The organism is Streptomyces litmocidini (assembly GCF_014649755.1).
Taxonomy (GTDB): Bacteria; Actinomycetota; Actinomycetes; order Streptomycetales; family Streptomycetaceae; genus Streptomyces; species Streptomyces litmocidini.
Window position 1 is genome coordinate 157,105 of record NZ_BMTQ01000014.1, and the last position, 21,623, is coordinate 178,727.

A 21,623-nucleotide genomic window follows, 5' to 3' on the forward strand; every position below is an offset into this window, starting at 1 on the left:
GAGCTGACCGTGCGTACGCGCCGCTTCGACGTGATCCTCGCCTCTCGCTCCGGCCGGTGGCGGCTGCGCGCCCGCCATCGCCGACCCGTGGCGTACCCGCCGACGTACTGACCACGTACGGACGACGTACGCGACACGGGAATCGCGCTGCCCCTTCCCACGCAGCAGCGAAAGGCACGACACACCGTGCGTACCGACACCACCACCCGAAGCGTCCGCAACCTCGGCATCCTCGCCCACGTCGACGCCGGCAAGACCACCGTCACCGAGCGGTTCCTGTTCCTGACCGGCGCCACCCACAAGCGCGGCGAGGTCCACGACGGCACGACCGTCACCGACTTCGACCCGCAGGAGCGGGACCGGGGCATCACGATCTTCGCCGCGGCCGTCAGCTGCGACTGGGCGGGCCACCGGATCAACCTCATCGACACGCCCGGGCACGTCGACTTCTCCGACGAGGTCGAGCGCTCGCTGCGCGTCCTCGACGGCGCCGTCGCCGTCTTCGACGCCGTCGCGGGCGTCGAGCCGCAGAGCGAGACGGTGTGGCGCCAGGCCGACCGGCACGGGGTGCCGAGGATCGCGTTCGTCAACAAGCTGGACCGCGCGGGCGCGGAGCTCGACGCCGCCGTGGCGTCGATCCGGGACCGCCTCGGCACCGTCCCGCTCCCCGTCCAGCTGCCCATCGGGCGCGAGGACGGCTTCACGGGCGTCGTGGACCTGGTCCGGATGCGGGCGTACGTGTGGGCCGACGGCGCCGACGCTTTCGCCGACCTGCCGGTCCCCGACGACCTCCGGGACGAGGCCCGCCACCGCAGGCGGCGCCTGGAGGAGACGGTCGCGGAGCTGCACCCGCGCGCCCTGGAGGAGTTCTGCGAGCGGAACGCGCTCTCCGAGGACGTCCTCACGAGCGCCCTGCGCGACCTCACCCTCTCCGGGGAGGCCGTGGTCGTGCTGTGCGGCTCGGCGTACCGCGACCGGGGCATCGAACCGCTGCTCGACGCCGTCGTCGCGTACCTCCCGGCCCCGTCGGACATGCCGCCGGTGCGCGGCGAGGTCCCGGCGGACCCGGAGGCGCCGTTCACCGCGCTCGCCTTCAAGGTGAACGCGACGGCCACCGGCCGCATGACCTACCTCCGCGTCTACGCGGGCACGCTCGGGAAGGGGGACACCGTGCTCGACACCACCGCCGGACGTACGGAGCGGATCGCCCGCATCCTGCGCGTCCAGGCCGACCGGGCGACGGAGGTGGAGTCGGCGCGCGCCGGTGACATCGTCGCCGTCGTCGGGCCGAAGTCCGCCCGCGCCGGGGCGACGCTGTGCGCCCCGGACGCGCCGGTCGTCCTCGAACCGCCGACGACCGCCGACCCGGTGGTCTCGGTCGCCGTGGAGGCCCGCCGCGGCACGGACACGGGCCGGCTCGCGGCGGCCCTCGCCCGGATGACGGACGAGGACCCGTCGCTCGTGGTGCGGTCCGACCCGGAGACGGGCCAGACGGTCCTGTCCGGTCTCGGCGAGCTGCACCTGGAGGTCGCGGTGGAGAAGCTGCGGCGCGACCGGGGCCTGGAGGTCACGGTCGGCCGCCCGCAGGTGGCGTACCGGGAGACGGTGGCGAAGGGCGTCACCGGCCTGCTGCACCGCCACGTCAAACAGGACGGCGGCGCGGGCCAGTTCGCCCACGTCGTCATCGACGTCGAACCGACGGAGAACGAGGAGTTCGTCTTCGCCTCCACGGTCACGGGCGGCCGCGTCCCGCAGGAGTACGTCCGCGCGGTCGAGGCCGGCTGCCGGGACGCCCTCGTCGAGGGTCCCCTCGGCGGCCACCCGGTGACGGGCGTCCGGGTCACGCTCACGGACGGCGCCACGCATCCGAAGGACTCCTCGGAGATGGCGTTCCGTACGGCGGGCCGCTTCGCCCTGCGCGAGGCGCTCCGCGCGAGCGTGATGACCCTGCTGGAGCCGGTGGCCGAGGTGACGGTCACCGTGCCCGCCGAGTCGGTCGGCCCGGTCCTCGGCGACCTCGCGGCCCGCCGGGGCAGGGTCACGGACTCGACGATCCGCTCCGGCACGGCGGTGGTGTCGGCGACGGTCCCGCTGGCCGAACTCTTCGGCTACGCGTCCCGCCTCCGGGGCCGCACCCAGGGCCGCGGCACCTTCACCACCCGTCCGGCCGGGTACGAGGCGCTCCGGGGCTGAGGCCGAGCTCGGCCCGTACGGTCTTCCCGACCGGTACGCGGTCGGGCACCGCCCACCGCGAGGCGAGCGCCTCGACGAGGAGCAGGCCCCGGCCGCCCTCGTCGAGGGCCCCCGCGGCCACGGGCGCCGGGCGCCGCTCGCCCCGGGCGTCGGAGGCGTCGATCCGGAGCCGCGGCCCGGGCGCGTACGCGAGCGTCGGCTCGAAGTCGCGCCCGGGCACCCGGCCGTGGGTGACGGCGTCGGCGGCGGGCTCGGCGACGAGCAGCCCGACGGCGTCGGAGGTCTCGGAGCCGTACGGGAGGTGCCAGCGGCCCAGCTGGTGGAGGGCGAGCCGGCGGGCGAGGCGGGCGCCGCGCGGGGCCGGGCTGAAGCGCCGGGCGAACGCACGTACGGTGACGGCCGGTTCGCGGATCGCGGGGGAGGGCATGGGGCCGATCTCGCGTCGCGCGGCGGGAGTTGCCGGCTCAGAGACCCGTACGCCGCACAGCGTACGGGTTCACTCTCTGGACCGTGTCGGTCACTTTCGGTGAAACTGGACGGGTTCGGTAGAAGCATCCGTGGGCCTATTGCGGGAGATTCGAGGAGCGCGATGAGCACCACCGGACTGGCCTGGTCCAAGAGCGGCTACAGCAGCGGAAGCGGCGACAACTGAGCCGAGGTCGCCACCGGCCCCACCACCGTCCACGTCCGCGACTCCGAGAACCCCACCGGTCCCCGCCTCGCCCTGGCTCCCTCGGCCTGGACGGAGTCCATCGGTCAGCTCGGCTGAGGAAGCATCACCTCCATGTCCTCGGTTCGTAACGAGCCGGAGCAAAGCCGAATGGGGCGGCCGTCCCCGAGCAGAATCGGCTCGTCGGCAACACGTTCGAGCCATGCGTCATACACGGGGGACCACCATGCGCGCTGCCCGCAGGAGCTGGAAGAGGTACGCCCTGGGAGCCGCGGCCGCCGCCGCGCTCCTCTCGTCCACGGCGTGCGGGCCGGACGGCGGTGCGGGGGACGGGGCGGCGAGCCCGGCCCCGTCCGGTACCGCGAGCGCGACCGCCTCCGCCCGGCCGACCACCGCGAACCCGACCACCGAGGCCCCGCGGCCCACCGCGACCCGCTCCGCGAAGCCCGGCGCCACGGCCTCCGGCACCGGCTCCGGTGGCGGCAGCAAGGAGAACGCCCCGGCCTGCGGCGACCAGGACCTCTCGATCGGCACGTCGTACTGGGCGCACGACTCGGGTCAGCACCTCCTGATCACGGCCACCAACGTCACCGACAAGCCCTGCACGCTCCACCACTACCCCTTCATCACCTTCGGACAGGACACCGACGGTCCGCTCCCGCCGATGGAGTCCCCGGCGAAGGCCCTCGCCACGATCGGGCCGAAGGAGAAGGCGTACGCGGGGGTGAAGCTGTTCCTGGGCGGCGAGAGGACGAAGACGTACGAGTCGTTCGGCATCGCGTACCAGGACCCGGAGAGCGGCGACGCCGGGTCGCCGATCGACGTCGCGCTGTCCGACGACGTCCAGTTCGTCACCGTCGGCCAGAAGCCGTCGGTCACGTTCTGGAACCTCGACCGCGGCGAGGTCGAAAGGTTCGTGTTCAAGGCCAGGTGACCCGTGTGCCAGGATGCGGGGGCAGGCCGTCCGCCGCACGCGGCCGGCCTGCGCCGTACGACACGAGGAGCGACACGATGAGCACGAGCCCCGCCGGCTACCTCTCCGGCCTGTTCTCGCTCCAGGGGCGGAACGCCCTGGTCACCGGCGGCAGTTCCGGCATCGGCAGGGCCGTCGCCGGGGCCCTGGCCCGCGCGGGGGCGAGCGTGGTGGTCCTGGCCCGCAAGGAGGCCGAACTCGTGGCGACGGTCGACGAGTTGACGGCCGACGGCTGTCGGGCGGCCTGGGTGAGCGCCGACCTGAGCACCCGGGAGGGCATCAAGGCGGGGGCGGAGGCCGCGGTGGCCGCCTTCGGTGAGCCGGACGTCCTGGTGAACTCGGCCGGCGTCAACCTCCGTCCGCCGTTCGGCGAGCTGGGTGAGGAGGTGTGGGACACGACGATGACCGTGAACCTGGAGGCGCCGTTCCTCCTCGGGCAGCGCTTCGGGCCCGGGATGGCCGAGCGGGGCTTCGGCCGGATCATCCACATCACCTCGCAGCAGGCGCACCGCGCGTTCGTCCGGAGCGGGGCGTACGGGGTGTCCAAGGGCGCCCTGGAGTCGCTGGCCCGTTCGCAGGCCGAGGCCTGGTCCCCGTACGGGGTCACCGCCAACACCCTGGTCCCCGGCTTCGTGATGACCCCGCTCAACCGGCGCCTCTCCTCCGACCCGGAGAAGGTGGCCGCCCTGGCCGCCCGCACGATGGTCGGCCGCAACGGCCTGGCGGAGGACTTCGCGGGCGCGGCCGTCTTCCTGGCGAGCGCCTCCTCCGCGTACGTCACGGGCCAGTCGCTCTTCGTGGACGGCGGCTTCTCCGTCCACTGAGGACGGCGCTCGGGTCAGACGTGGAAGTCCTCCGCGTCCTGCATGGGATACCCGTAGAGGTCGGTCATCGCCCCGTACTTGCCGGTGCCCATGTAGTAGTTGCCGGTGTGGTGCAGGCAGAAGAACCGGCTCCGCTCGTCCACGACGATCACCTCGCCCTCCGAGGAGTCCCAGCCGACGGGGAAGAGCCGCACGCCCAGGTTGCGGCTCAGCTCCGCGATCTCCTCGGCGGTGCTGTCCCGGACGATGACCGGCTCGAAGTGCAGGTGATCCCCGCGCCGCGCGTCGAGGGTCAGGCGGAGGCCCGCGTGCTCGGCGAGGAATTCGGTGGCGGCGGTGAACGGCTCGACGGGGAACCCTGCGTTCCGGGTCTCCTCGACGACCTCCGCCACGAACGCCGCCGCCTGCTCGGCGACGTCCCGTCCCGGGAACCACCCGTGCTCCCGGAACCAGGCGTCGACGTCCTCCGGGGTGTTCATCTGCGGCACGTGTGCTCCTTGTCCTGCGTACGTCGTGACGCCGACCACGTCCATGGCCATCGCGCGGGACCGGCACGGCGGCTCGTGCTCGCCGTGACCGAGGGGTGGGCCTTGACCTGCCCGCCGATCTGCGCGCCGTGGACCTGGGAGCCCTTCACGGCGTCGCGGACGTGGCCGACCGAGGCGATCCCGGTGCCGACGGGGCCCAGCCGCCGGAGCCGGTCCGAGACGAGGTTCGCCCCGGCGCACTTTCCATGGCCCGCACCGGGGGAACCGCCCTCGGCCCTGATCTTCCGGTCGACCTGATCGTAGATCGACCGCATCGCCGGGTGCGGGTCGGGGGTCCTCCGGCCGGCTCCCCCGGTGGCGCCGGAGCGGCTGGTGGCGACGCCGTCCTGCAGGTCGGTGAACCGCCGTCCTAGGTGCGCGCGTGCGTGGTCGCCGCCACCGCCAGCGCCCGGACCAGCGGGTGCGGCACGGTGCCGTCGCCCGCCAGTTCCGGCTGGAAGAGGGTCGCGAGGAAGAAGGGGTGCGAGGGGAGTTCGGCGATGCGGATGCCGCCCTCCTCGTCCGCGCCCGTGAAGCGCAGGCCGTGCGCCCGCAGGGTGTCCAGGTGGCGGCTGTCCGGGCCGTAGTCGCAGTGGTACCGCTCCGTCGTCCGCTCCGCGCCGAGCGCCTTCTCGGCGAGCGAGCCGGGGGTGACCCGTACGACGCCCTCATGGCCCACGAGCGAGCAGGCCAGCGGCGCGATCAGCAGGTCGTGCGCGTCGGCCGTCGGGTCGTTCTCGGCGTGCGCCGCCCGCTCCAGGCCGCAGACGTCCCGCGCGTACTCGATCAGGGCGTGCTGGAAGCCGGCGCAGGTGCCGAGGAACGGGATGCCGTCCTCGCGGGCCGTACGGATCGCCGCGAGCACCCCCGCCTCGCTGGCGTACGGGCTGCCCGGCAGCACCCACACCGCGTCGAAGCCCTCCACCGCGCCCGGGGCCCCCGCGTCGACCGACGGGATCCAGTACGCGTCGAGCGCGATCCCGTCCCGCTCGGCGAGGGCGTCCAGGAGGACCGGGACGCGGACGTGCGAGCGGACGTGCGGGGAGCGGTCGCCGACCAGGGCGATCCGGGGGACGTGCGGGTGGGCGGGCGTGTTCGTGTTCATGGCCACCATGCTGGGCGGGCACCCTCGTTCACGTCCAACGATGATTCCTGCACTTGCCATCACGAACGCTTATGACCCTCCGGATAGGGTGGCCCCATGACGAACGATCTCGACTGGGACACCCGCGTCGCCGCGCTCTGGGAGCGCCTCGACGAGCACGAGCCCGCCGACTTCCGCGCCCGCGTCGCCGCACTCGCCGCCGAAAGGCCCGCCGACGACCCGGCCGCCGTCTTCGAGCAGGGCGCCGCCCACGACTCCACCGGCATGCCAGAGGAAGCCGTCGCCCACTACCAGCGGGCCCTCGACCTCGGCCTCACCGGCCTGCGCCGCCGACGGGCCGTCATCCAGCTCGCCAGCAGCCTGCGCAACCTCGGCCGCCCCGACCGCAGCGTCGAACTCCTCACCGCCGAGCGCGCCCTCCCCGCCGACCGGCTCGACGCCGACGAGCGGGCGCTCTCCGGCGCCGTCGACGCCTTCCTCGCCCTCGCCCTCGCCGACACCGGCCGCGACCGCGAGGCCGCCTCCCTCGCCCTCGGCGCCCTCGCGCCCCTGCTGCCCCGCTACAACCGCTCCCTCGCCCACTACGCCAAGGACCTGCTGAAGACCCCCTCCGGGTCCTGACCCCATGGACCCGCACCTCCTCCGCACGTACGTCACCGTCGCCCGCCTCGCCTCCTTCTCCGAGGCGGCGCGCGACCTCGGCTACACCCAGTCCGCCGTCTCCCAGCACATCGCCGCCCTGGAGAGCGACCTCGGACTGCCCCTGCTCACCCGGCGGCCCGTCGCCCCCACCCCGGCCGGGGAGCGGCTGCTCGAACACGCCGGGGCGCTGCTGCTCCGCCTCGACGCGGCCCGCGCCGACCTCGACCGGTTCACCGCCGCGCCCCGCGCGACCCTGGACGTCGCCGCCTCCCCGCTCGCCCTCACCGCCCGCGTCCTCGCCGCCCTGCCCGCCACCGGTGTCACCCTGCGGGCCCTGCCCCGCGAGAGGGTGCCCGTCGCCGTCGCCACCGGCGAGGCCGACGCCGGGCTCGTCGACGGCATCGCCGCCCCCAGCGACCCGCTGCGGCTGCCCGACGTCGCCCCGCTCGCCGCGACCGGCGTCGCCGAGGAACCGCTCGCCGTCGTCCTGCCCGGCCGGCACCCCCTCGCCCGACGTCCCGGACTCCGCCTCGACGACCTCGTCGACGCCCGCTGGCTGGACGCCCCCGCCGCCGGCATCCCCCTCGACCGGCTGCGGGCCGTCCACGGCGGCCCCGCGGGGCGCGGCTTCCGCACCGCCCTGCGCTACGAGGGCGCCGACACCCGCACCCTCGCCGCCCTGGCCGCCGCCGGGCACGGGCTCGTCCTGCTGCCGCTGTCCGCGGCGGACGGCGCCCCCGGTGCCGCCGCCGTCCCCCTGGTCGCGCCCCGGCTCGTCCACCGTGTCGAACTCCTCCTGCCGGCGGGCGCCCACGGCGAACCGCCCGGTCCCGTGGCCGAGTTCACGGGACGGCTGAAGGGCTGACACCCGCAGTCGCTACCCTGGGCGCAACGGCGACGGAAGGCGGACGGGCGTGGGGTGGCTGCGACGAGGACCCAGACGGGACGGCGACGACGCACCGAGGGATCCCGGGTTCGCGTACTTCTCCCAGCGCGAGGCCGCGCTCTTCCGCGGCCGGGTCCGCCAGACCTTCGCCGAGCTCGGCCTGGAGGTCACCGTCTACGCCGACCACGTCGTCGACGACAAGGGCCGCCGCTTCGGCCTCGGCAACCTCGCCGCCGTCTGCCACCAGGACCGGCGCGGCCCCCGCGTCTGGCCCGACATGATCGACCGTCACATCGGCCTCGTCGTCCGCGCCATGGACGGCCCCTCCGCGCTCGACACCCTGCCGCCCGAGCAGATCCGCGCCCAGCTCTACCCCCGGATCGTCAGCGGGGACGGCATCGACGCCGGTGCCTTCGGCTACGCCAGGACCGTCGCCCCCGGCCTCTACGAGGTCCTCGCCCTCGACCTGCCCGAGAGCGTCATGATGCTCACCGACGAGGCGCTCGAACGGCTCGGGGACCACGCGCAGCTGCGCGACCGGGCCCTGCGCAACCTGCGCGGACTGCCCGTCGAGGAGCACGAGACCGTCCGCGACGCCGACGGCATGTGCTTCGAGGTCATCCTCGGCGACTCCTTCTACACCGCGAGCCGCGTCCTCGACCTCGACGGCGTCGTCCGGCGGGTCACCGGCCTCCCGCTCGGCGAGCACGGCGCCCTCGTCGCCCTGCCCTTCCGGCACCAGCTCGCCTTCCACCCCATCCGGGACACCTCGATCATCCCGGCCCTCGGCGCGATGGCCTCCTTCGCCGCCGCCGGGTACGAGGACGTGCCCGGGGCCATCAGCCCGTACGTCTTCTGGTGGCGGGGCGGCACGCTCACCCAGCTCAGCGAGCACGACGAGGAGCGGGGCGACCTGCGGATCGTCGTCGGCGACGACTTCCACGAGCTCCTGGAACGGCTCATCGCCCAGGGCCCCGACCGACGCTGAACCGGCGGCCGCGCATCCGGTCGCGGCCCGCGTCCCCGCCCGGCAGGATGCTGTACGTCGTACCGGACGATGACGTCGAGGAGAGCCACCATGCCGAGCACGGACACCCCCGAAGAAGTCGTGCCCTTCACCGCGGACGACTACCGGGCCCGGATGGCCCGGGCCGTCGAGTCCGCCGCCGACGCCGGACTCGCGGGCGTGCTCGTCGCCCCCGGGCCCGACCTCGTGTACCTCACCGGCTACCGGCCCACCGCGATCACCGAGCGGCTCACCGTCCTCGTCCTCGCCGTCGGCCGGGAACCGGTGCTCGTCGTCCCGACCCTGGAGGCGCCCGACGCCGAGAAGGCCGCCGGGGCCGCCGCGCTCACCCTGCGCGACTGGACCGACGGCAAGGACCCGTACGCCGTCACCGCCCCGCTCCTCGACGCCGACGGCCGCTTCGGCGTCAGCGACAACGCCTGGGCCATGCACCTCCTCGGCCTCCAGCAGGCCCTGCCCGGCACCTCGTACGTCTCCCTCACCGAAGCCCTGCCGATGCTCCGGGGCGTCAAGGACGCCCACGAGCTGGCCCGGATCGCGGCCGCCGGGGCCGCCGCCGACCGGGCGTACGGCGAGATCCTCAAGGTCCGGTTCGCCGGCCGCAAGGAGACCGACGTCGCCGCCGACCTCGCCCGGCTCCTCATGGAGTCCGGCCACTCGCAGGTCGACTTCACCGTCGTCGGCTCCGGCCCCAACGGCGCCAACCCGCACCACGAGGCCGGCGACCGGGTCATCGAGCGCGGCGACATGGTCGTCCTCGACTTCGGCGGCCTCAAGCACGGCTACGGCTCCGACACCACCCGCACCGTCCACGTCGGCGAGCCCACCGACGAGGAGCGCCGCGTCCACGACCTCGTCCGCGAGGCCCAGCAGGCCGGCTTCGAGGCGGTGCGCCCCGGGGTCGCCTGCCAGGAGGTCGACCGGGCGGCCCGCAAGGTCATCACGGACGCCGGCTACGGCGAGTACTTCATCCACCGCACCGGCCACGGCATCGGCGTCACCACCCACGAGCCGCCGTACATGATCGAGGGCGAGGAGCTCCCCATCGTCCCCGGCATGTGCTTCTCCATCGAACCGGGCGTCTACCTCCCCGGCCGCTTCGGCGTCCGCATCGAGGACATCGTCACGGCCACCGAGGACGGCGCGGGGCGCCGCTTCAACAACACCCCGCACGAGATGGCCGTCGTCGAGTAGCGCCCGCGGACGGCCCGGCCGGCCGTCGGTGAGGGCGACCGCCCGGCCGTCGGTGGGGGCGACCGCCCGGCCGTCGGTGGGGACGACCGCCCGGCCGTCGGTGGGGACGACCGCCTCAGCCGTCGGCGAGGACGACCGCCGACTCGCCGGGGAGGCCGAGGAGCCCGTCCGCCGCCGGCGGCTCGACCGGGTCCCAGGAGGCCAGGACCCGGTCGCGGCCGTTGGAGCCGAGGGGGATCACCGCCGGCTCCTCGCCCAGGTTCACGGCCACCCGCAGGTCCCCGCGCCGGAAGACCAGCCAGCGGGCCTCCTCGTCGAAGGCGACCTTCACGCCCGCCAGGTCCGGGTCCGTCAGGTCCGGCAGGGTGCGGCGCAGTGCGATGAGCTGACGGTGCCAGGCCAGGAGCCGCTTGTGCGGGTCCCGCTCGCGCTCGGAGCGGTCGAGGACCGAGCGGTCGCGGGTGGCCGGCTCCTGGGGGTCGGGAACCTCGTCCTCGGACCAGCCGTGCGCGGCGAACTCCCGCTTGCGGCCCCGCCGTACGGCCTCGGCCAGCTCCGGGTCGGTGTGGTCGGTGAAGTACATCCAGGGCGTGCCCGCCCCCCACTCCTCGCCCATGAACAGCATCGGCACCGACGGGCCGGTGAGGACGAGCGTCGCCGCGCAGGCGAGCAGTCCGGGGGAGAGCGAGGCCGAGAGGCGGTCGCCGAGGGCCCGGTTGCCGATCTGGTCGTGCGTCTGCGCGTACCCCAGGAAGCGGTGGGCGGGGGTGCGCTCCCGGTCCACCGGGCGGCCGTGGTGGCGGCCGCGGAAGGCGGAGTACGTGCCGTCGTGGAAGAAGACGCGGGTGAGGGTCTTGGCGAGCGCCGCCATCGGGGCGCGCGCGAAGTCGGCGTAGTAGCCCTGGGCCTCGCCGGTCAGGGCGGTGTGCAGGGCGTGGTGGAAGTCGTCGTTCCACTGGGCGTGCACCCCGAGGCCGCCGAGCGCGCGCGGGGTGGTCGTGCGCGGATCGGCGAGGTCGGACTCGGCGATCAGGAAGTGCTGGCGTCCCTGCTCCTTCGCCAACTCGTCCACGGCCGCCGACAGTTCCTCCAGGAAGGTCAGCGCCCGCGTGTCGGCGAGGGCGTGCACCGCGTCGAGCCGCAGCCCGTCGATCCGGTAGTCCCGCAGCCAGGCGAGCGCGCTCCCCAGGAAGTACGACCGGACCTCGTCCGAACCCGGCGCGTCCAGGTTCACCGCCGCACCCCACGGCGTGTGGTGGGTCTCGGTGAAGTACGGACCGAAGGAGGGGAGATGGTTCCCGGACGGGCCCAGGTGGTTGTGCACCACGTCGAGGACCACGCCCATGCCGAGGCCGTGCGCCGCGTCCGTGAACCGCTTCAGCGCCTCCGGCCCGCCGTACGGCTCGTGGACCGCCCACGGGGCCACCCCGTCGTACCCCCAGCCCCACACCCCGGGGAACGGGCACAGCGGCATCAGCTCCACATGGGTGATGCCGAGGCCCGCGAGCTCCCCGAGCCGCGCGGCCGCCGCGTCGAGCGTGCCCTCCGGGGTGAAGGTGCCGACGTGCAGCTCGTACAGGACGGCGCCGCGCAGCCGCAGTCGCGGGGACTCGTGGCGCCAGGCGTACGCCGAGTGGTCGACGACCGCGCTCAGGCCGTCGGGCCCGTCGGGCAGCCGGCGCGAGCGCGGGTCGGGCAGCACGGGCCCGCCGTCGAGCGAGAAGCCGTACCGGTCGCCGTGCTCGGCGGGCACCACGCCCGTCCACCAGCCGTCCCGTTCGGCGTCCCGGTCCAGGGGATGGGCGGAGCCGTTCAGCTCCAGCGTCACCCGGTCACGGGCGCTCGGCGCCCACACCTCGAAGAGCACGGGAATCCCCTCGTCGACGGTCACTCCAGCACGGCTACCGCGACCATCCTGGCAGTCGGGACCCCGACGCGCCCGGAGCGTCCCCCACGCAGTTGACCGCTCGCTCGAACGTCCCGTGGCCCGCGCGGGCGAAGGACGCCTCCATCGGCACGTTCCCCAGGTCCGTCGCCGCACGGATCCGGGGCACGCCGGTGGAGGCCAGGATCCGGGTCCCCTCCGCCAGGATGTCGTCGACGTATCCGTGCCCGCGGTGGGCGGGCAGCACACCGAGGTACGCGATGACGTGGTGGTGGTCGTTCCGCGCGGGCACGACGGAGCCGACCGGTTCGCCGCTCCCCGGCAGTTCGGCGACGCGCCACCAGGCGCGCGGCGAGGAGCAGCGCGCGGGTTCCTCGTCGTAGTGCGCCTCCGCCGCCTCCCGCGCCGACAGGCCGGAGGCCGGATCGGCCCCTTCCGGCCCGGTGAGCGGGCGGATGCGGAGGTCGGCGGCGGGCGGTGCGGAAGACGTGGCCACGTCGTGGTCCCCCGGGGGATCTGTGATGGGCGGGTCCGCGGACCGTGACAGCGAACCCGCCGCGGGCGGTGCGGAGTTTCCAGGTCAGCGGCCCTTCTGGACACGTCGGGGGCGACGGACCGACAATCTCGGATGTGACGACCCCTTTCGAGCTTCCGGCGAACTCCCCTCGGCTGACCGACGCCGAGCGGGACCGCGCGCTGGGGCTGCTCCGTGAGGGTGCCGCTCAGGGCCGCCTCTCGCACGACACCTTCCTCTTCCGGATGGAGCGCGCGCTCCAGGCCCGCCGGCCGGACGAACTCGCCCTGCTCACCGCCGACCTGCGGACCGAGGGCACCTGGACCCGGCGGGTGGTCGGGGCGGTGGAGCGGATGTCCGCGTTCACGGCACGGATCGGGCGGGCCTGGAGCGCGGAGCGGCTCCCGAAGCTGCTGCTGCCCCACCCCGGCCCGCACCCGCTGCGGATCGGGCGCGACCCGGTCAACGGGCTGCGCCTCAGCCACGAGACGGCCTCCCGGCTGCACGCCGAACTCTCGCTGCAGGGCGGGATGTGGGTGCTGCGCGACCTCGGCTCCACCAACGGCACCACCGTCAACGGACGGCGGGTCGCCGGCGCCGTGGTCGTGCGGGCGGGCGACGTGGTCGGCTTCGGCCAGATGTCCTTCCGGCTGTCGCACGACTGACCCCCGCCCTCACCCGTTCGGCGGTACGTGACGGGCGGTGCGGGCCGCGCGGTGATGGGCTGGGCGGACGCGCGCCATGATCTCCGGCCGCGGCACCCACCGCCGATCGACAGGGGGCGAGATGAGCGACGCGCCGAACCGCGAGCCGGACCGGGTCATGCGGAGCGAGCGGCCGGAGGAGGCCGGGGACCCCTGGACGCGACTGCCGTCGATGGCTCCGGCGACGCCGGCCGCCGCGGCCCGCGCGAAGCAGGCCCGAACCGGCGGCCCCCCGACCGGCACCCTCACCGCGTCCGGTGCCGACGCTCCGGCCCGCACTCCCGGCACCCCTGCCGCGTCCGGCACCACGGCCCGTACCCCCGGCACCGGACGGCCGTCCGTCCCCGGACGCGTACGGACCCCGGCCGGCCCGCCCGGCGGGCGGACCGTCGCGCCGAGCCCCCTCGACCCCGGCGCCTCGCTGGACCCGCACAGGATCCACCGGACCCTGCGCGAGGAGTTCCCCCTCACGTACGACCCGCTGCTGCGGGCCTGGGTCCTCAGCCGGTACGCGGACGTGGCCACCGCGCTCACCGACGAACGCTTCACGCACGGGCACCGGCCCGGCGACCCGCCGTGCGCGCGGGCCCACGTCGACGTCGACGTCGAGGTCCTGCGCTCCGTCACCGAACGCACCGCCCACGTCCTGGCGCGCCGGATCGCCGAACGGTCCCAGGCGGACCTGGTCGCCGACTTCTGCCACTGGCTGCCGGCCGGTACCGTCGCCGCGGCCGTCGGCGTGCCCTACCGCGACATGATGCGGCTCGTCCGCGGCCGGGCGGCGGGCGCGCTCGCGGGGGAGTGCGGCGGCCAGATCGCCGTACGGGAGAAGGCGCTCGCCTCCTTCCTCGGCAACGTCCTCGCCGACCCGGACCAGGTCGCCGCCCTCCGCGACGCACCCGCCGGCTTCGTCGCCCGTGCCTGGGCCGAGTCGCTGCGCAGGGACCCGCCCGTGCAGATCGCGGTGCGCCGCACCGGCGCAGAGGTGCCGGTGAGCGGCGGCGTCGTCCCGGCGGGCGCGTCCGTCGCCCTGCTCGTCGGCTCGGCGGGCCGCGACCCCGAGCGCTTCCGTGAGCCCGACCGCTTCGATCCGTTCCGCGACGACCCGGGACAGCTCACCTACGGGGCCGGTTTCTGCCCGGCGGTCCTCCTCGCCGGGTTCGAAGCGGAGTACGCCCTGCGCGCCCTCTTCACGGCCATGCCCCGCCTGCGCCTCGCCGACGGCTTCCGCCCCACCTTCACGGGCCTCATCACGCGCGCCCCGCGCAGCCTGATCGTCCGCCCGGGCGGCTGAGCGGTCCCCGATTGTTGTTAGGGTGACGTGCGCCCGTCAAAGGGCGCCCGTTCCACCACTTTCCACGGGGATTCAAAAATGAAGATGCGTCATGCCCGCGCGATCGCCGTCTTCGGCATCGCGGTCGTCGCCCTGACGGGTGCCCGCGGCTCGCACGGCGGCAGCTGCGGCGGCGGCTCCGGCAGCCACAGCAACGGCAGCGGCGGCCACAGCGACAACGACGGCACCACGGGCGGCAGTTCCGGCGGATCCGTGTCCGGCGGCTCCAGCAGCTCGGACAAGGCCTCGCGCGACATCACCATCGACGCGTGCAAGTTCGACCCGGCGACGAAGAACCTCGTCGCCCGGATCACCGTCAAGAACGACGGTCTGATGGACTACGACTACGACGTCACGATGAAGTTCACCGGGGCCACCGGCGGCACCGCCGTCCCGGCCACCGCGACGAAGTCCGCCATCGCCGTCACGGCGGGTGCCTCCCGGAGCGCCGAACTGACCACCCCGTACACGGGCACCGGTGACGGCTCCGAGTACACCAGGTGCGAGGTCACCCGCGCCTCCCGTTCCTGATCACCCCCGGCTGTCCGACAGGACCCGGTCCGCGTCCGCGGCCGGGTCCTGTCGGCCGGAGCGCCAGACGGCGGCGAGCAGGAGGACGCCGGGGAGGACTCCGGCGGTCACCCTGACGGCGGTGACGGGGGCGTCGAGCGCCGCGAGCACCAGGCCCGCCGCACCGCAGGCGGTGAGCGCGGCGGCGAGGACGTGCAGCGCGGGCCTGCGCCAGGTCACCGCCAGGCCGAAGAAGTGCACGCCGACCACGAAGGCGATCCAGCCCACCGCCGCCTGTGGGACGTGCAGCACACGGCTGATCACCAGGAGCCCGGCCGCGAGGCCGAGGACCTCCGCCGCCACCACGTACCAGTAGCGGCGCCCGAATCCGACGCCGGGACCGGTGGCGGCCCCGGCCGCCGGCGCGGCCGGGCCGCGCCGGCGCCCGAACACGACCACGCCCAGGAAAGCGGCGATCGCGAGGAGACGCAGCGGCGTCGCGACCGCCGTCGGCAGGGCGCCCGCGTTGGCCTGGACGAACACGAGCCCGAAGGCGGCGCCGATGAGTCGACCGGTTTGATCCTTTGTCATGATCATCAGCTTGTCACGGGCGGGGACGGCGCCTCACCCCACCCGGTCGTTCCGCCCGGCCCGGTCGTTCTGCCCCACCCGGTCGCTCCGTCCGACCGGTCGTTCCGCCCGGCCCGGTCGCCCGCCCCTCCGGTTCACTCCGTCCGGGCGAGCAGCGCCACCGGCCGCTCCGCGAACAGCTCCGCCAGCTTCACCTCCGTCGCCGGACCACCCGTGAACTCCCGCACCCCGTCGAGCGCGTCGACCCACCGCCCCTCGGGCAGCACCAGCTCCGTGTCCTGCCAGCCGCCCGCCTGGGCGAGCCGCAGCGAGAGCCGGGTCACGGCCGTGACCACCCGGCCGGAGCGGGCGAAGGCCAGACAGTGCGCGGCCGCCGGGCCCTCCGCCGTCAGCGGGACGTACGTGCCGCCCGCGCCGAAGGCCTCCGGGTGCGCGCGCCGCAGCCCCAGCGCCGCCCGGACCAGGGCGGTCCGCTCGTCCTCCGGGCCGACCGCGAACGGCGCCCGGTTGTCCGGGTCGACGAGCGCCCGGTACTCCCGCTCCGTGTTCTGGTACAGCTCCGGCACCCCCGGCATCGTCAGCTGGGCGAGCGCGGCCCCGAGCGCGTGCGCCCGGATGTGCGGCTCCAGGGCGAAGGCCGCCTCCGAGGCCGTCCGGAGCGGGATCCGGCCGGGTCCGGACGCCGCGAACTCGGCCACCGCCCGCTCGTACTCCTCGTCCGGCTCCGTCCAGCTGGTCCGCAGCCCCGCCTCCCGCACGGACTTGAGGACGGCGGGAACCAGCCGGTCCGGGTCCGCGACGCCGAGGCCGAAGGCCGTCTGCCAGGCCGTCCACGCCACGTGCGGATCGGGCGCGGGCACCCCGGCGACCTCCGCGAGGAGCTCCGCCCACACCTCCGGGCACTGGGAGAGCACCGCGATCCCGGCCCGGACGTCCGCGCTGCGCTTGGTGTCGTGGGTGGAGAGCACGGTGCCGGTGTCGGGCCAGTCCCGGGCGATCCGCCGGCAGTACGCGTGGAATTCCTCCACCGGCACCGCCGGACGCCCCGCGTCGCCGCCCACCTCGTTCGCCGAGAGCAGCGGGGTGTACCGGTAGAAGGCGGTGTCCTCCACGGACTTGGCCCGCAGCGCGGACGAGGTCTGCGCGAACCGCGCGCGGAACGCCCGGTGATCGGGCCCGTCGCCCCGCTTCCCGAGCGCCAGGTCCCGTACGGCGTCGACCGCCGTCGCCTCCTCCGGCACCGCGAACGCGGCCTTCGCGCCGCGCGCCGCCTCCGGGGTCAGCACCTCCTCGCCGCCGGTCCGGTAGGGCCGGTAGACGGGGACCCGGACGAGGAGCTCCCGGATCGCGGTGCGCAGTGCCCAGGGGGCGTGGTCCCGGAGCTCGGGGTCGGCGGCGCAGATCCGGTCGGCGATCCGGGTCAGCGCGGCCGTCTCGGCGGCCAGGTCATGGCCCACCACCTCGTACGCGGCGCGGTGCGCGGTCGCCTCCCAGCGGCCGCCCCGGTCCCCGGTCTTGCCCACGAACTCCCGGTAGAGATCGGCGAGTTCGTCGGCTCCTCCCTGGTCGGTGAAGACGCCGTCGAGCTGCCGCAGCGCGTCGTACCCGGTGGTGCCCGCGACCGGCCAGGCGGAGGGCAGCGTCTCGGACCCCGTGAGGATCTTCTCGACGACCGTCCAGCACCGGCCGCCGGTCGCCGCCGCCAGGTCCTCCAGATAGCCCTGCGGGTCGGCGAGTCCGTCCGGGTGGTCGATCCGCAGCCCCTCGATCACCCCGTCCTCCACCAGCTCCACGATCTTCGCGTGGCTCGCCGCGAACACCTCGGGGTCCTCCACCCGCACCCCGATCAGGTCCGAGATGGTGAAGAAGCGGCGGTAGCCGAGCTCGGTGCGGGCGAGCCGCCACCAGCCGAGCCGGTACCACTGGGCGTCGAGCAGCTCGTCGAGCGGCAGCCCCTCGGTGCCCGCGCGGAGCGGGAACTTCTGACCGTCCAGGTGCAGGGCCCCGCCGGAGACCCGGAACCGGTCCCGCACCTCCGGGAGCCGGGCGGGCAGCACGGGGAGCAGCACCCGGCCGTCCCCGGCGCGCCAGTCGATGTCGAACCAGCGGGCGTACGGCGAGTCGGGGCCCTCGCGGAGCACGGCGCGCAGCGCGTGGTTGTGGCGCGGGGAGGCCGCCATGTGGTTGGGCACCAGGTCCACGACGAGCCCGAGGCCGTGGGCCCGCGCGGTCGCCGCCAGGGCCCGCAGCCCCTCCTCGCCGCCCAGTTCGGCCCGTACCGACCGGTGGTCGGTGACGTCGTAGCCGTGGGTCGAGCCGGGCACCGCCTCCAGGACGGGGGAGAGGTGCAGATGCGAGACCCCGAGGCCCGCCAGGTACGGCACGGCGCGCTCGGCGGCCGCGAACGGGAACGCCGGCTGGAGCTGCAGCCGGTAGGTCGAGGTGGGTGGAATGGGCGTCATGCGAACGTACGTACCCCGCCGGAGGGCTTCTGTGTCATCGCCCCATGCACCCGTTCGAGTGCATCGCGTTACGTTCGCGTGATGCTCCGGACGTATCGCGACACCCTGTCCCTGCTCGGCCCGGCCCTTCCGGTCGTCTCCTTCCTCGGCCGGCTGCCCACCGCCATGTGCCAGCTCGGCAGCCTGCTCCTGGTCGCGGAGACCAGCGGTTCGCTCGCCACCGCCGGCCTCACGGGCGGGGCGCTCGCCGCCGGACAGACCGTCGCCGGGCCCCTCGTCGGCCGGCTCGCCGACCGGCACGGCCAGCGCGGGATCGTCCTCGCGGCCTCCCTCGCCAACGCGGTCGCCGTCACCGCCCTGGTCCTCGCCGCCCTCGCCGGGACCGCCACCGGCCCGCTCATGGTGCTCGGCGCGTTCGCCGGGGCCACCGTCCCGCAGGTCGGGCCGCTCGCCCGGACCCGCTCCGTGGCCCTCGCCCGCCGGTCCGGCGCGGACGACCGGCTCGTCGGCGCGGTGCTCTCCTTCGAGGGCACCCTCGACGAGGTCTCCTTCGTCCTCGGCCCGGCCCTCGTCGGCCTCGCCGCCGCCCTCGCCCACCCCGCCGCCGCGCTCCTCCTGGCGGCGCTGCTCCTGGCCGGCTGCGGGACGGCCTTCGCCCTCCACCCGACGGCCCGGGCGACCGCCCCCGAAGCGCCGGCCGTCTCCACCCGTACGGGTGCCGCCGAACGGACGCGGCTGCCCGGATCCGCGTACGCCCTGCGCGGCACGATGGTCCTCCAGGGCGCCATGTTCGGCGCCTCGCAGGCCGGGATCACCGCCCTCACCGAGGAGCTGGGCGTGCCCGCGCAGGCCGGGCTCGTCTACGCCGCCATGGGCGTGATGAGCGCCGCCGTCGGACTCTCCATGGCCGCCGTGCCCGCCCGGATCGGGCTCGCGACCCGCTGGCGCGCCGCCACCGCCGGGCTCGTCGTCCTCTCCGCGCCGCTGCTCCTGGTGGACTCCCTGGCCGCGCTGTACGCGGTCGTCGTGGTCCTCGGCGCGGCCTACGCCCCGCACCTGATCACCGTCTTCGGGCTCACCGAGCGGATCGTGCCGGCCGTCCGGCTCTCCGAGTCGATGGCCTTCCTCACCAGCGGGATCGTGGGCGGCCAGGCCCTCGCGCTCGCCCTCTCCGGCCGGCTCGCCGAGGGCCACGGCGCCCCCGCCGCCTTCGCGGTGGCGGTGGGGGCGGCCGTGGCCTGCGCGGCGCTGTCCTGGACGGTCCGGGGCACCGCTCCCGTCCGGGAGTTCGGGCCGGCCGCCTGAGCCCTCCCGTACGGGAACCCGGTCGTCCGCTCCTTCCGGGGAACTCAGGCCGGCCGGCGCAGCACGGTCAGGCTGAGCGGCGCCAGCGCCACCCGTTCGCCGGCCGCCAGCTCCGGGCCCTCCCGCGGTGGCATGCCCTCCGGGTCCGAGGTGTCCACCACCATGCGCCAACAGCACCCGTGGCTGTCCGGCACCGCGAACTCCAGCTCCTGCGAGGAGGCGTTGAACATCAGCAGGAAGGAGTCGTCGGCGATCCGCTCGCCCTGCGGACCCGGCTCCGAGATGGCGTTGCCGTTGAGGAAGACGGTCAGCGCCTGGGCGTGCGCCGCCTGCCAGTCGCGGGAGGTCATCTCCTCGCCCTCGGGCGTGAACCAGGCGATGTCGGTCAGCTCGTCGTGGGTGCCCTCCACCGGCCTGCCGTGGAAGAAGCGGCGGCGCCGGAAGACCGGATGGTCCCGGCGCAGCCGGACCATCGCCCGGGTGAACCGCAGGAGCGTGGACTCCGCGTCGCCGCTCTCCTTCGGCCACCGCACCCAGGAGACCTCGTTGTCCTGGCAGTACGCGTTGTTGTTGCCGCCCTGCGTCCGCCCGAACTCGTCGCCGTGGCTGAGCATCGGCACGCCCTGAGAGAGCATCAGCGTGGCGAGGAAGTTGCGCATCTGGCGGGCGCGCAGCTCGGCGATCCCGACGTCCTCGGTCTCGCCCTCCGCCCCGCAGTTCCAGGAGCGGTTGTGGCTCTCGCCGTCCCGGTTGCCCTCGCCGTTCGCCTCGTTGTGCTTGTCGTTGTACGAGACGAGGTCGCGCAGGGTGAAGCCGTCGTGGCAGGTGACGAAGTTGACCGAGGCGAGGGGGCGCCGCCCGTCGTCCTGGTACAGGTCGGAGGAGCCGGTCAGCCGGGAGGCGAACTCGGCGAGGGTGCGCGGCTCGCCGCGCCACAGGTCCCGCACGCAGTCCCGGTACTTGCCGTTCCACTCGGTCCACAGCGGCGGGAAGTTGCCCACCTGGTAGCCGCCCTCGCCCACGTCCCACGGCTCGGCGATCAGCTTCACCTGGCTGACCACCGGGTCCTGCTGCACCAGGTCGAAGAAGGAGGACAGCCGGTCCACCTCGTGGAACTGGCGGGCCAGGGTGGCCGCCAGGTCGAAGCGGAAACCGTCCACGTGCATCTCGGTCACCCAGTACCGCAGGCTGTCCATGATCAGCTGGAGCACGTGCGGGGAGCGCATGAGCAGCGAGTTCCCGGTGCCGGTGGTGTCCATGTAGTACCGGCGGTCGTTCGCGAGCCGGTAGTACGAGGGGTTGTCCAGGCCCCGGAAGGACAGCGTCGGGCCCAGGTGGTTGCCCTCGGCGGTGTGGTTGTAGACCACGTCGAGGATGACCTCGATGCCCGCCTGGTGCAGCGCCCGGACCGCCGACTTGAACTCCAGGACCTGCTGCCCCCGGTCGCCCCAGGACGCGTAGGCGTTGTGCGGGGCGAAGAAGCCGATCGTGTTGTAGCCCCAGTAGTTGGAGAGCCCCGCGTCCACGAGCCGGTGGTCGTTCACGAACTGGTGTACGGGCATCAGTTCGAGCGCGGTCACGCCCAGTTCCTTCAGATGGCCGATGACCGACGGGTGCGCGAGCCCCGCGTACGTCCCGCGCAGCTCCTCCGGGAGGTCCGGATGGAGCATCGTGAGGCCCTTCACGTGGGCCTCGTAGATCACCGTGTGGTGGTACTCGGTGCGCGGGCGCCGGTCGTCGCCCCAGTCGAAGTACGGGTTGACCACGACCGAGGCCATGGTGTGGGGGCCCGAGTCGAGGTCGTTGCGCGCGTCGGGCCGCCCGAACGGGTAGCCGTAGACCGCCTCGCCCCACTTGATCTGTCCCGACACCGCGCGGGCGTACGGGTCGAGCAGCAGCTTCGCCGCGTTGCAGCGCAGCCCGCGCTCCGGCGCGTACGGGCCGTGCACCCGGAACCCGTACCGCTGACCGGGCATCACGCCCGGCAGATAGGCATGACGCACGAACGCGTCGGTCTCGCGCAGTTCCACCGCCGTCTCCGAGCCGTCGTCGTGCAGCAGACACAGCTCGATCCTGTGGGCGGCCTCCGAGAAGACCGCGAAGTTGGTTCCTGCTCCGTCATAGGTGGCGCCCAAGGGGTACGCCTGTCCCGGCCAGACCTGCATGGATACGACTCTTCCTCTTCTGTCCGGGTTTTGTAGGTCTTCTTCGGCCAGATCCTGCCCGAAAGAGTGGCAACCTCCTAGGACTTCGCCCCGTCCTACCGGGTGACCGCAGA

The 21,623-nt window shown here is 74.5% G+C and carries 19 protein-coding genes and 2 pseudogenes; 12 read left to right on the forward strand and 9 right to left on the reverse strand.

What is annotated here, in order from left to right; all coding sequences use genetic code 11:
• Nucleotides 1-186: 186 nt before the first annotated feature.
• Nucleotides 187-2,193 carry an elongation factor G gene (gene fusA / locus IE180_RS26890; protein WP_190159544.1) on the forward strand — a complete coding sequence of 669 codons (2,007 nt, stop codon included), beginning with the start codon at nt 187-189 and terminating at the stop codon, nt 2,191-2,193.
• On the opposite strand, the gene IE180_RS26895 is transcribed toward fusA, so the two are convergent.
• Nucleotides 2,153-2,620, reverse strand: coding sequence for an ATP-binding protein (locus IE180_RS26895; protein WP_190159545.1), 468 nt, complete (start codon nt 2,618-2,620; stop codon nt 2,153-2,155). The two genes, fusA and IE180_RS26895, sit on opposite strands and share 41 nt — an antisense overlap.
• 240 nt (nt 2,621-2,860) lie before the next feature.
• Between IE180_RS26895 and IE180_RS37410 the strand changes: the two are divergent.
• The 3 genes and pseudogenes from IE180_RS37410 to IE180_RS26910 all read left to right on the forward strand — a co-directional run.
• Nucleotides 2,861-2,962: pseudogene (locus IE180_RS37410) on the forward strand (DUF397 domain-containing protein); the annotation flags it as partial.
• Between the two features lie 127 nt (nt 2,963-3,089).
• Complete coding sequence (locus IE180_RS37250; protein ID WP_190159546.1) at nt 3,090-3,797, forward strand: DUF4232 domain-containing protein; 708 nt, start codon at nt 3,090-3,092, stop codon at nt 3,795-3,797.
• A 77-nt stretch (nt 3,798-3,874) separates the two neighbouring features.
• Nucleotides 3,875-4,660, forward strand: coding sequence for an SDR family NAD(P)-dependent oxidoreductase (locus IE180_RS26910; RefSeq protein ID WP_190159547.1), 786 nt, complete (start codon nt 3,875-3,877; stop codon nt 4,658-4,660).
• 14 nt (nt 4,661-4,674) lie between these two features.
• On the opposite strand, the gene IE180_RS26915 is transcribed toward IE180_RS26910, so the two are convergent.
• The 3 genes from IE180_RS26915 to IE180_RS26925 form a co-directional block, all read right to left on the reverse strand.
• Nucleotides 4,675-5,139 (reverse strand): SUKH-3 domain-containing protein, encoded by a 465-nt coding sequence (locus tag IE180_RS26915; RefSeq protein WP_229860929.1) that lies wholly within the window; start codon nt 5,137-5,139, stop codon nt 4,675-4,677.
• Complete coding sequence (locus IE180_RS26920; RefSeq protein ID WP_190159549.1) at nt 5,136-5,462, reverse strand: hypothetical protein; 327 nt, start codon at nt 5,460-5,462, stop codon at nt 5,136-5,138. The genes IE180_RS26915 and IE180_RS26920 overlap by 4 nt, the downstream gene beginning before the upstream one ends.
• 95 nt (nt 5,463-5,557) lie before the next feature.
• Entirely contained in the window at nt 5,558-6,292 is a 735-nt protein-coding gene (locus IE180_RS26925; RefSeq protein WP_190159550.1) for a CTP synthase C-terminal region-related (seleno)protein, read from the reverse strand.
• Between the two features lie 96 nt (nt 6,293-6,388).
• On the opposite strand from IE180_RS26925, the gene IE180_RS26930 reads away from it, so the two are divergent.
• The 4 genes from IE180_RS26930 to IE180_RS26945 all read left to right on the forward strand — a co-directional run bounded on the left by IE180_RS26930 (nt 6,389) and on the right by IE180_RS26945 (nt 10,041).
• Entirely contained in the window at nt 6,389-6,913 is a 525-nt protein-coding gene (locus IE180_RS26930; protein WP_190159551.1) for a tetratricopeptide repeat protein, read from the forward strand.
• A gap of 4 nt (nt 6,914-6,917) precedes the next feature.
• Nucleotides 6,918-7,799: a LysR family transcriptional regulator gene (locus tag IE180_RS26935; RefSeq protein ID WP_190159552.1), complete on the forward strand. Its 882-nt coding sequence runs from the start codon at nt 6,918-6,920 to the stop codon at nt 7,797-7,799.
• A gap of 49 nt (nt 7,800-7,848) precedes the next feature.
• Nucleotides 7,849-8,808: a DUF1444 domain-containing protein gene (locus tag IE180_RS26940; protein WP_190159553.1), complete on the forward strand. Its 960-nt coding sequence runs from the start codon at nt 7,849-7,851 to the stop codon at nt 8,806-8,808.
• A gap of 90 nt (nt 8,809-8,898) precedes the next feature.
• Nucleotides 8,899-10,041 (forward strand): aminopeptidase P family protein, encoded by a 1,143-nt coding sequence (locus tag IE180_RS26945; RefSeq protein ID WP_190159554.1) that lies wholly within the window; start codon nt 8,899-8,901, stop codon nt 10,039-10,041.
• A gap of 115 nt (nt 10,042-10,156) precedes the next feature.
• Here IE180_RS26945 and treZ read toward each other — a convergent pair whose 3' ends face one another.
• Entirely contained in the window at nt 10,157-11,908 is a 1,752-nt protein-coding gene (gene treZ, locus IE180_RS26950) for a malto-oligosyltrehalose trehalohydrolase (protein ID WP_190159601.1), read from the reverse strand.
• A 34-nt stretch (nt 11,909-11,942) separates the two neighbouring features.
• Nucleotides 11,943-12,356, reverse strand: a pseudogene (locus IE180_RS26955) (GNAT family N-acetyltransferase); the annotation flags it as partial.
• A gap of 200 nt (nt 12,357-12,556) precedes the next feature.
• Here IE180_RS26955 and IE180_RS26960 point away from each other — a divergent pair.
• The 3 genes from IE180_RS26960 to IE180_RS26970 all read left to right on the forward strand — a co-directional run bounded on the left by IE180_RS26960 (nt 12,557) and on the right by IE180_RS26970 (nt 15,008).
• Complete coding sequence (locus IE180_RS26960) at nt 12,557-13,105, forward strand: FHA domain-containing protein (RefSeq protein WP_190159555.1); 549 nt, start codon at nt 12,557-12,559, stop codon at nt 13,103-13,105.
• 121 nt (nt 13,106-13,226) lie between these two features.
• Entirely contained in the window at nt 13,227-14,438 is a 1,212-nt protein-coding gene (locus IE180_RS26965) for a cytochrome P450 (protein WP_190159556.1), read from the forward strand.
• Nucleotides 14,439-14,516: 78 nt separating this feature from the next.
• Nucleotides 14,517-15,008, forward strand: a complete 492-nt coding sequence (locus tag IE180_RS26970; RefSeq protein WP_190159557.1) for a hypothetical protein — start codon at nt 14,517-14,519, stop codon at nt 15,006-15,008.
• Here IE180_RS26970 and IE180_RS26975 read toward each other — a convergent pair whose 3' ends face one another.
• Nucleotides 15,009-15,578: a hypothetical protein gene (locus IE180_RS26975; protein WP_229860916.1), complete on the reverse strand. Its 570-nt coding sequence runs from the start codon at nt 15,576-15,578 to the stop codon at nt 15,009-15,011.
• 134 nt (nt 15,579-15,712) lie between these two features.
• Nucleotides 15,713-18,040, reverse strand: a complete 2,328-nt coding sequence (gene treY, locus IE180_RS26980; RefSeq protein WP_229860917.1) for a malto-oligosyltrehalose synthase — start codon at nt 18,038-18,040, stop codon at nt 15,713-15,715.
• Between the two features lie 81 nt (nt 18,041-18,121).
• On the opposite strand from treY, the gene IE180_RS26985 reads away from it, so the two are divergent.
• Nucleotides 18,122-19,345 (forward strand): MFS transporter, encoded by a 1,224-nt coding sequence (locus tag IE180_RS26985; RefSeq protein WP_190159558.1) that lies wholly within the window; start codon nt 18,122-18,124, stop codon nt 19,343-19,345.
• 44 nt (nt 19,346-19,389) lie between these two features.
• On the opposite strand, the gene glgX is transcribed toward IE180_RS26985, so the two are convergent.
• Nucleotides 19,390-21,510: a glycogen debranching protein GlgX gene (gene glgX / locus IE180_RS26990; protein ID WP_190159559.1), complete on the reverse strand. Its 2,121-nt coding sequence runs from the start codon at nt 21,508-21,510 to the stop codon at nt 19,390-19,392.
• Between the last annotated feature and the right edge of the window lie 113 nt (nt 21,511-21,623).

Excerpts from the sequence above, each read along its gene's own strand:
- IE180_RS26895 (WP_190159545.1), bottom strand. The coding sequence starts at position 2,620 with ATGCCCTCCCCCGCGATCCGCGAACCGGCCGTCACCGTACGTGCGTTC.
- IE180_RS26975 (WP_229860916.1), bottom strand. The coding sequence starts at position 15,578 with ATGACAAAGGATCAAACCGGTCGACTCATCGGCGCCGCCTTCGGGCTC.
- IE180_RS26965 (WP_190159556.1), top strand. The coding sequence starts at position 13,227 with ATGAGCGACGCGCCGAACCGCGAGCCGGACCGGGTCATGCGGAGCGAG.
- IE180_RS26925 (WP_190159550.1), bottom strand. The coding sequence starts at position 6,292 with ATGAACACGAACACGCCCGCCCACCCGCACGTCCCCCGGATCGCCCTG.
- IE180_RS26920 (WP_190159549.1), bottom strand. The coding sequence starts at position 5,462 with ATGCGGTCGATCTACGATCAGGTCGACCGGAAGATCAGGGCCGAGGGC.
- glgX (WP_190159559.1), bottom strand. The coding sequence starts at position 21,510 with ATGCAGGTCTGGCCGGGACAGGCGTACCCCTTGGGCGCCACCTATGAC.
- IE180_RS26970 (WP_190159557.1), top strand. The coding sequence starts at position 14,517 with ATGAAGATGCGTCATGCCCGCGCGATCGCCGTCTTCGGCATCGCGGTC.
- IE180_RS26935 (WP_190159552.1), top strand. The coding sequence starts at position 6,918 with ATGGACCCGCACCTCCTCCGCACGTACGTCACCGTCGCCCGCCTCGCC.
- IE180_RS26915 (WP_229860929.1), bottom strand. The coding sequence starts at position 5,139 with ATGAACACCCCGGAGGACGTCGACGCCTGGTTCCGGGAGCACGGGTGG.
- IE180_RS26985 (WP_190159558.1), top strand. The coding sequence starts at position 18,122 with ATGCTCCGGACGTATCGCGACACCCTGTCCCTGCTCGGCCCGGCCCTT.
- IE180_RS37250 (WP_190159546.1), top strand. The coding sequence starts at position 3,090 with ATGCGCGCTGCCCGCAGGAGCTGGAAGAGGTACGCCCTGGGAGCCGCG.
- IE180_RS26945 (WP_190159554.1), top strand. The coding sequence starts at position 8,899 with ATGCCGAGCACGGACACCCCCGAAGAAGTCGTGCCCTTCACCGCGGAC.
- IE180_RS26930 (WP_190159551.1), top strand. The coding sequence starts at position 6,389 with ATGACGAACGATCTCGACTGGGACACCCGCGTCGCCGCGCTCTGGGAG.
- treY (WP_229860917.1), bottom strand. The coding sequence starts at position 18,040 with ATGACGCCCATTCCACCCACCTCGACCTACCGGCTGCAGCTCCAGCCG.
- IE180_RS26910 (WP_190159547.1), top strand. The coding sequence starts at position 3,875 with ATGAGCACGAGCCCCGCCGGCTACCTCTCCGGCCTGTTCTCGCTCCAG.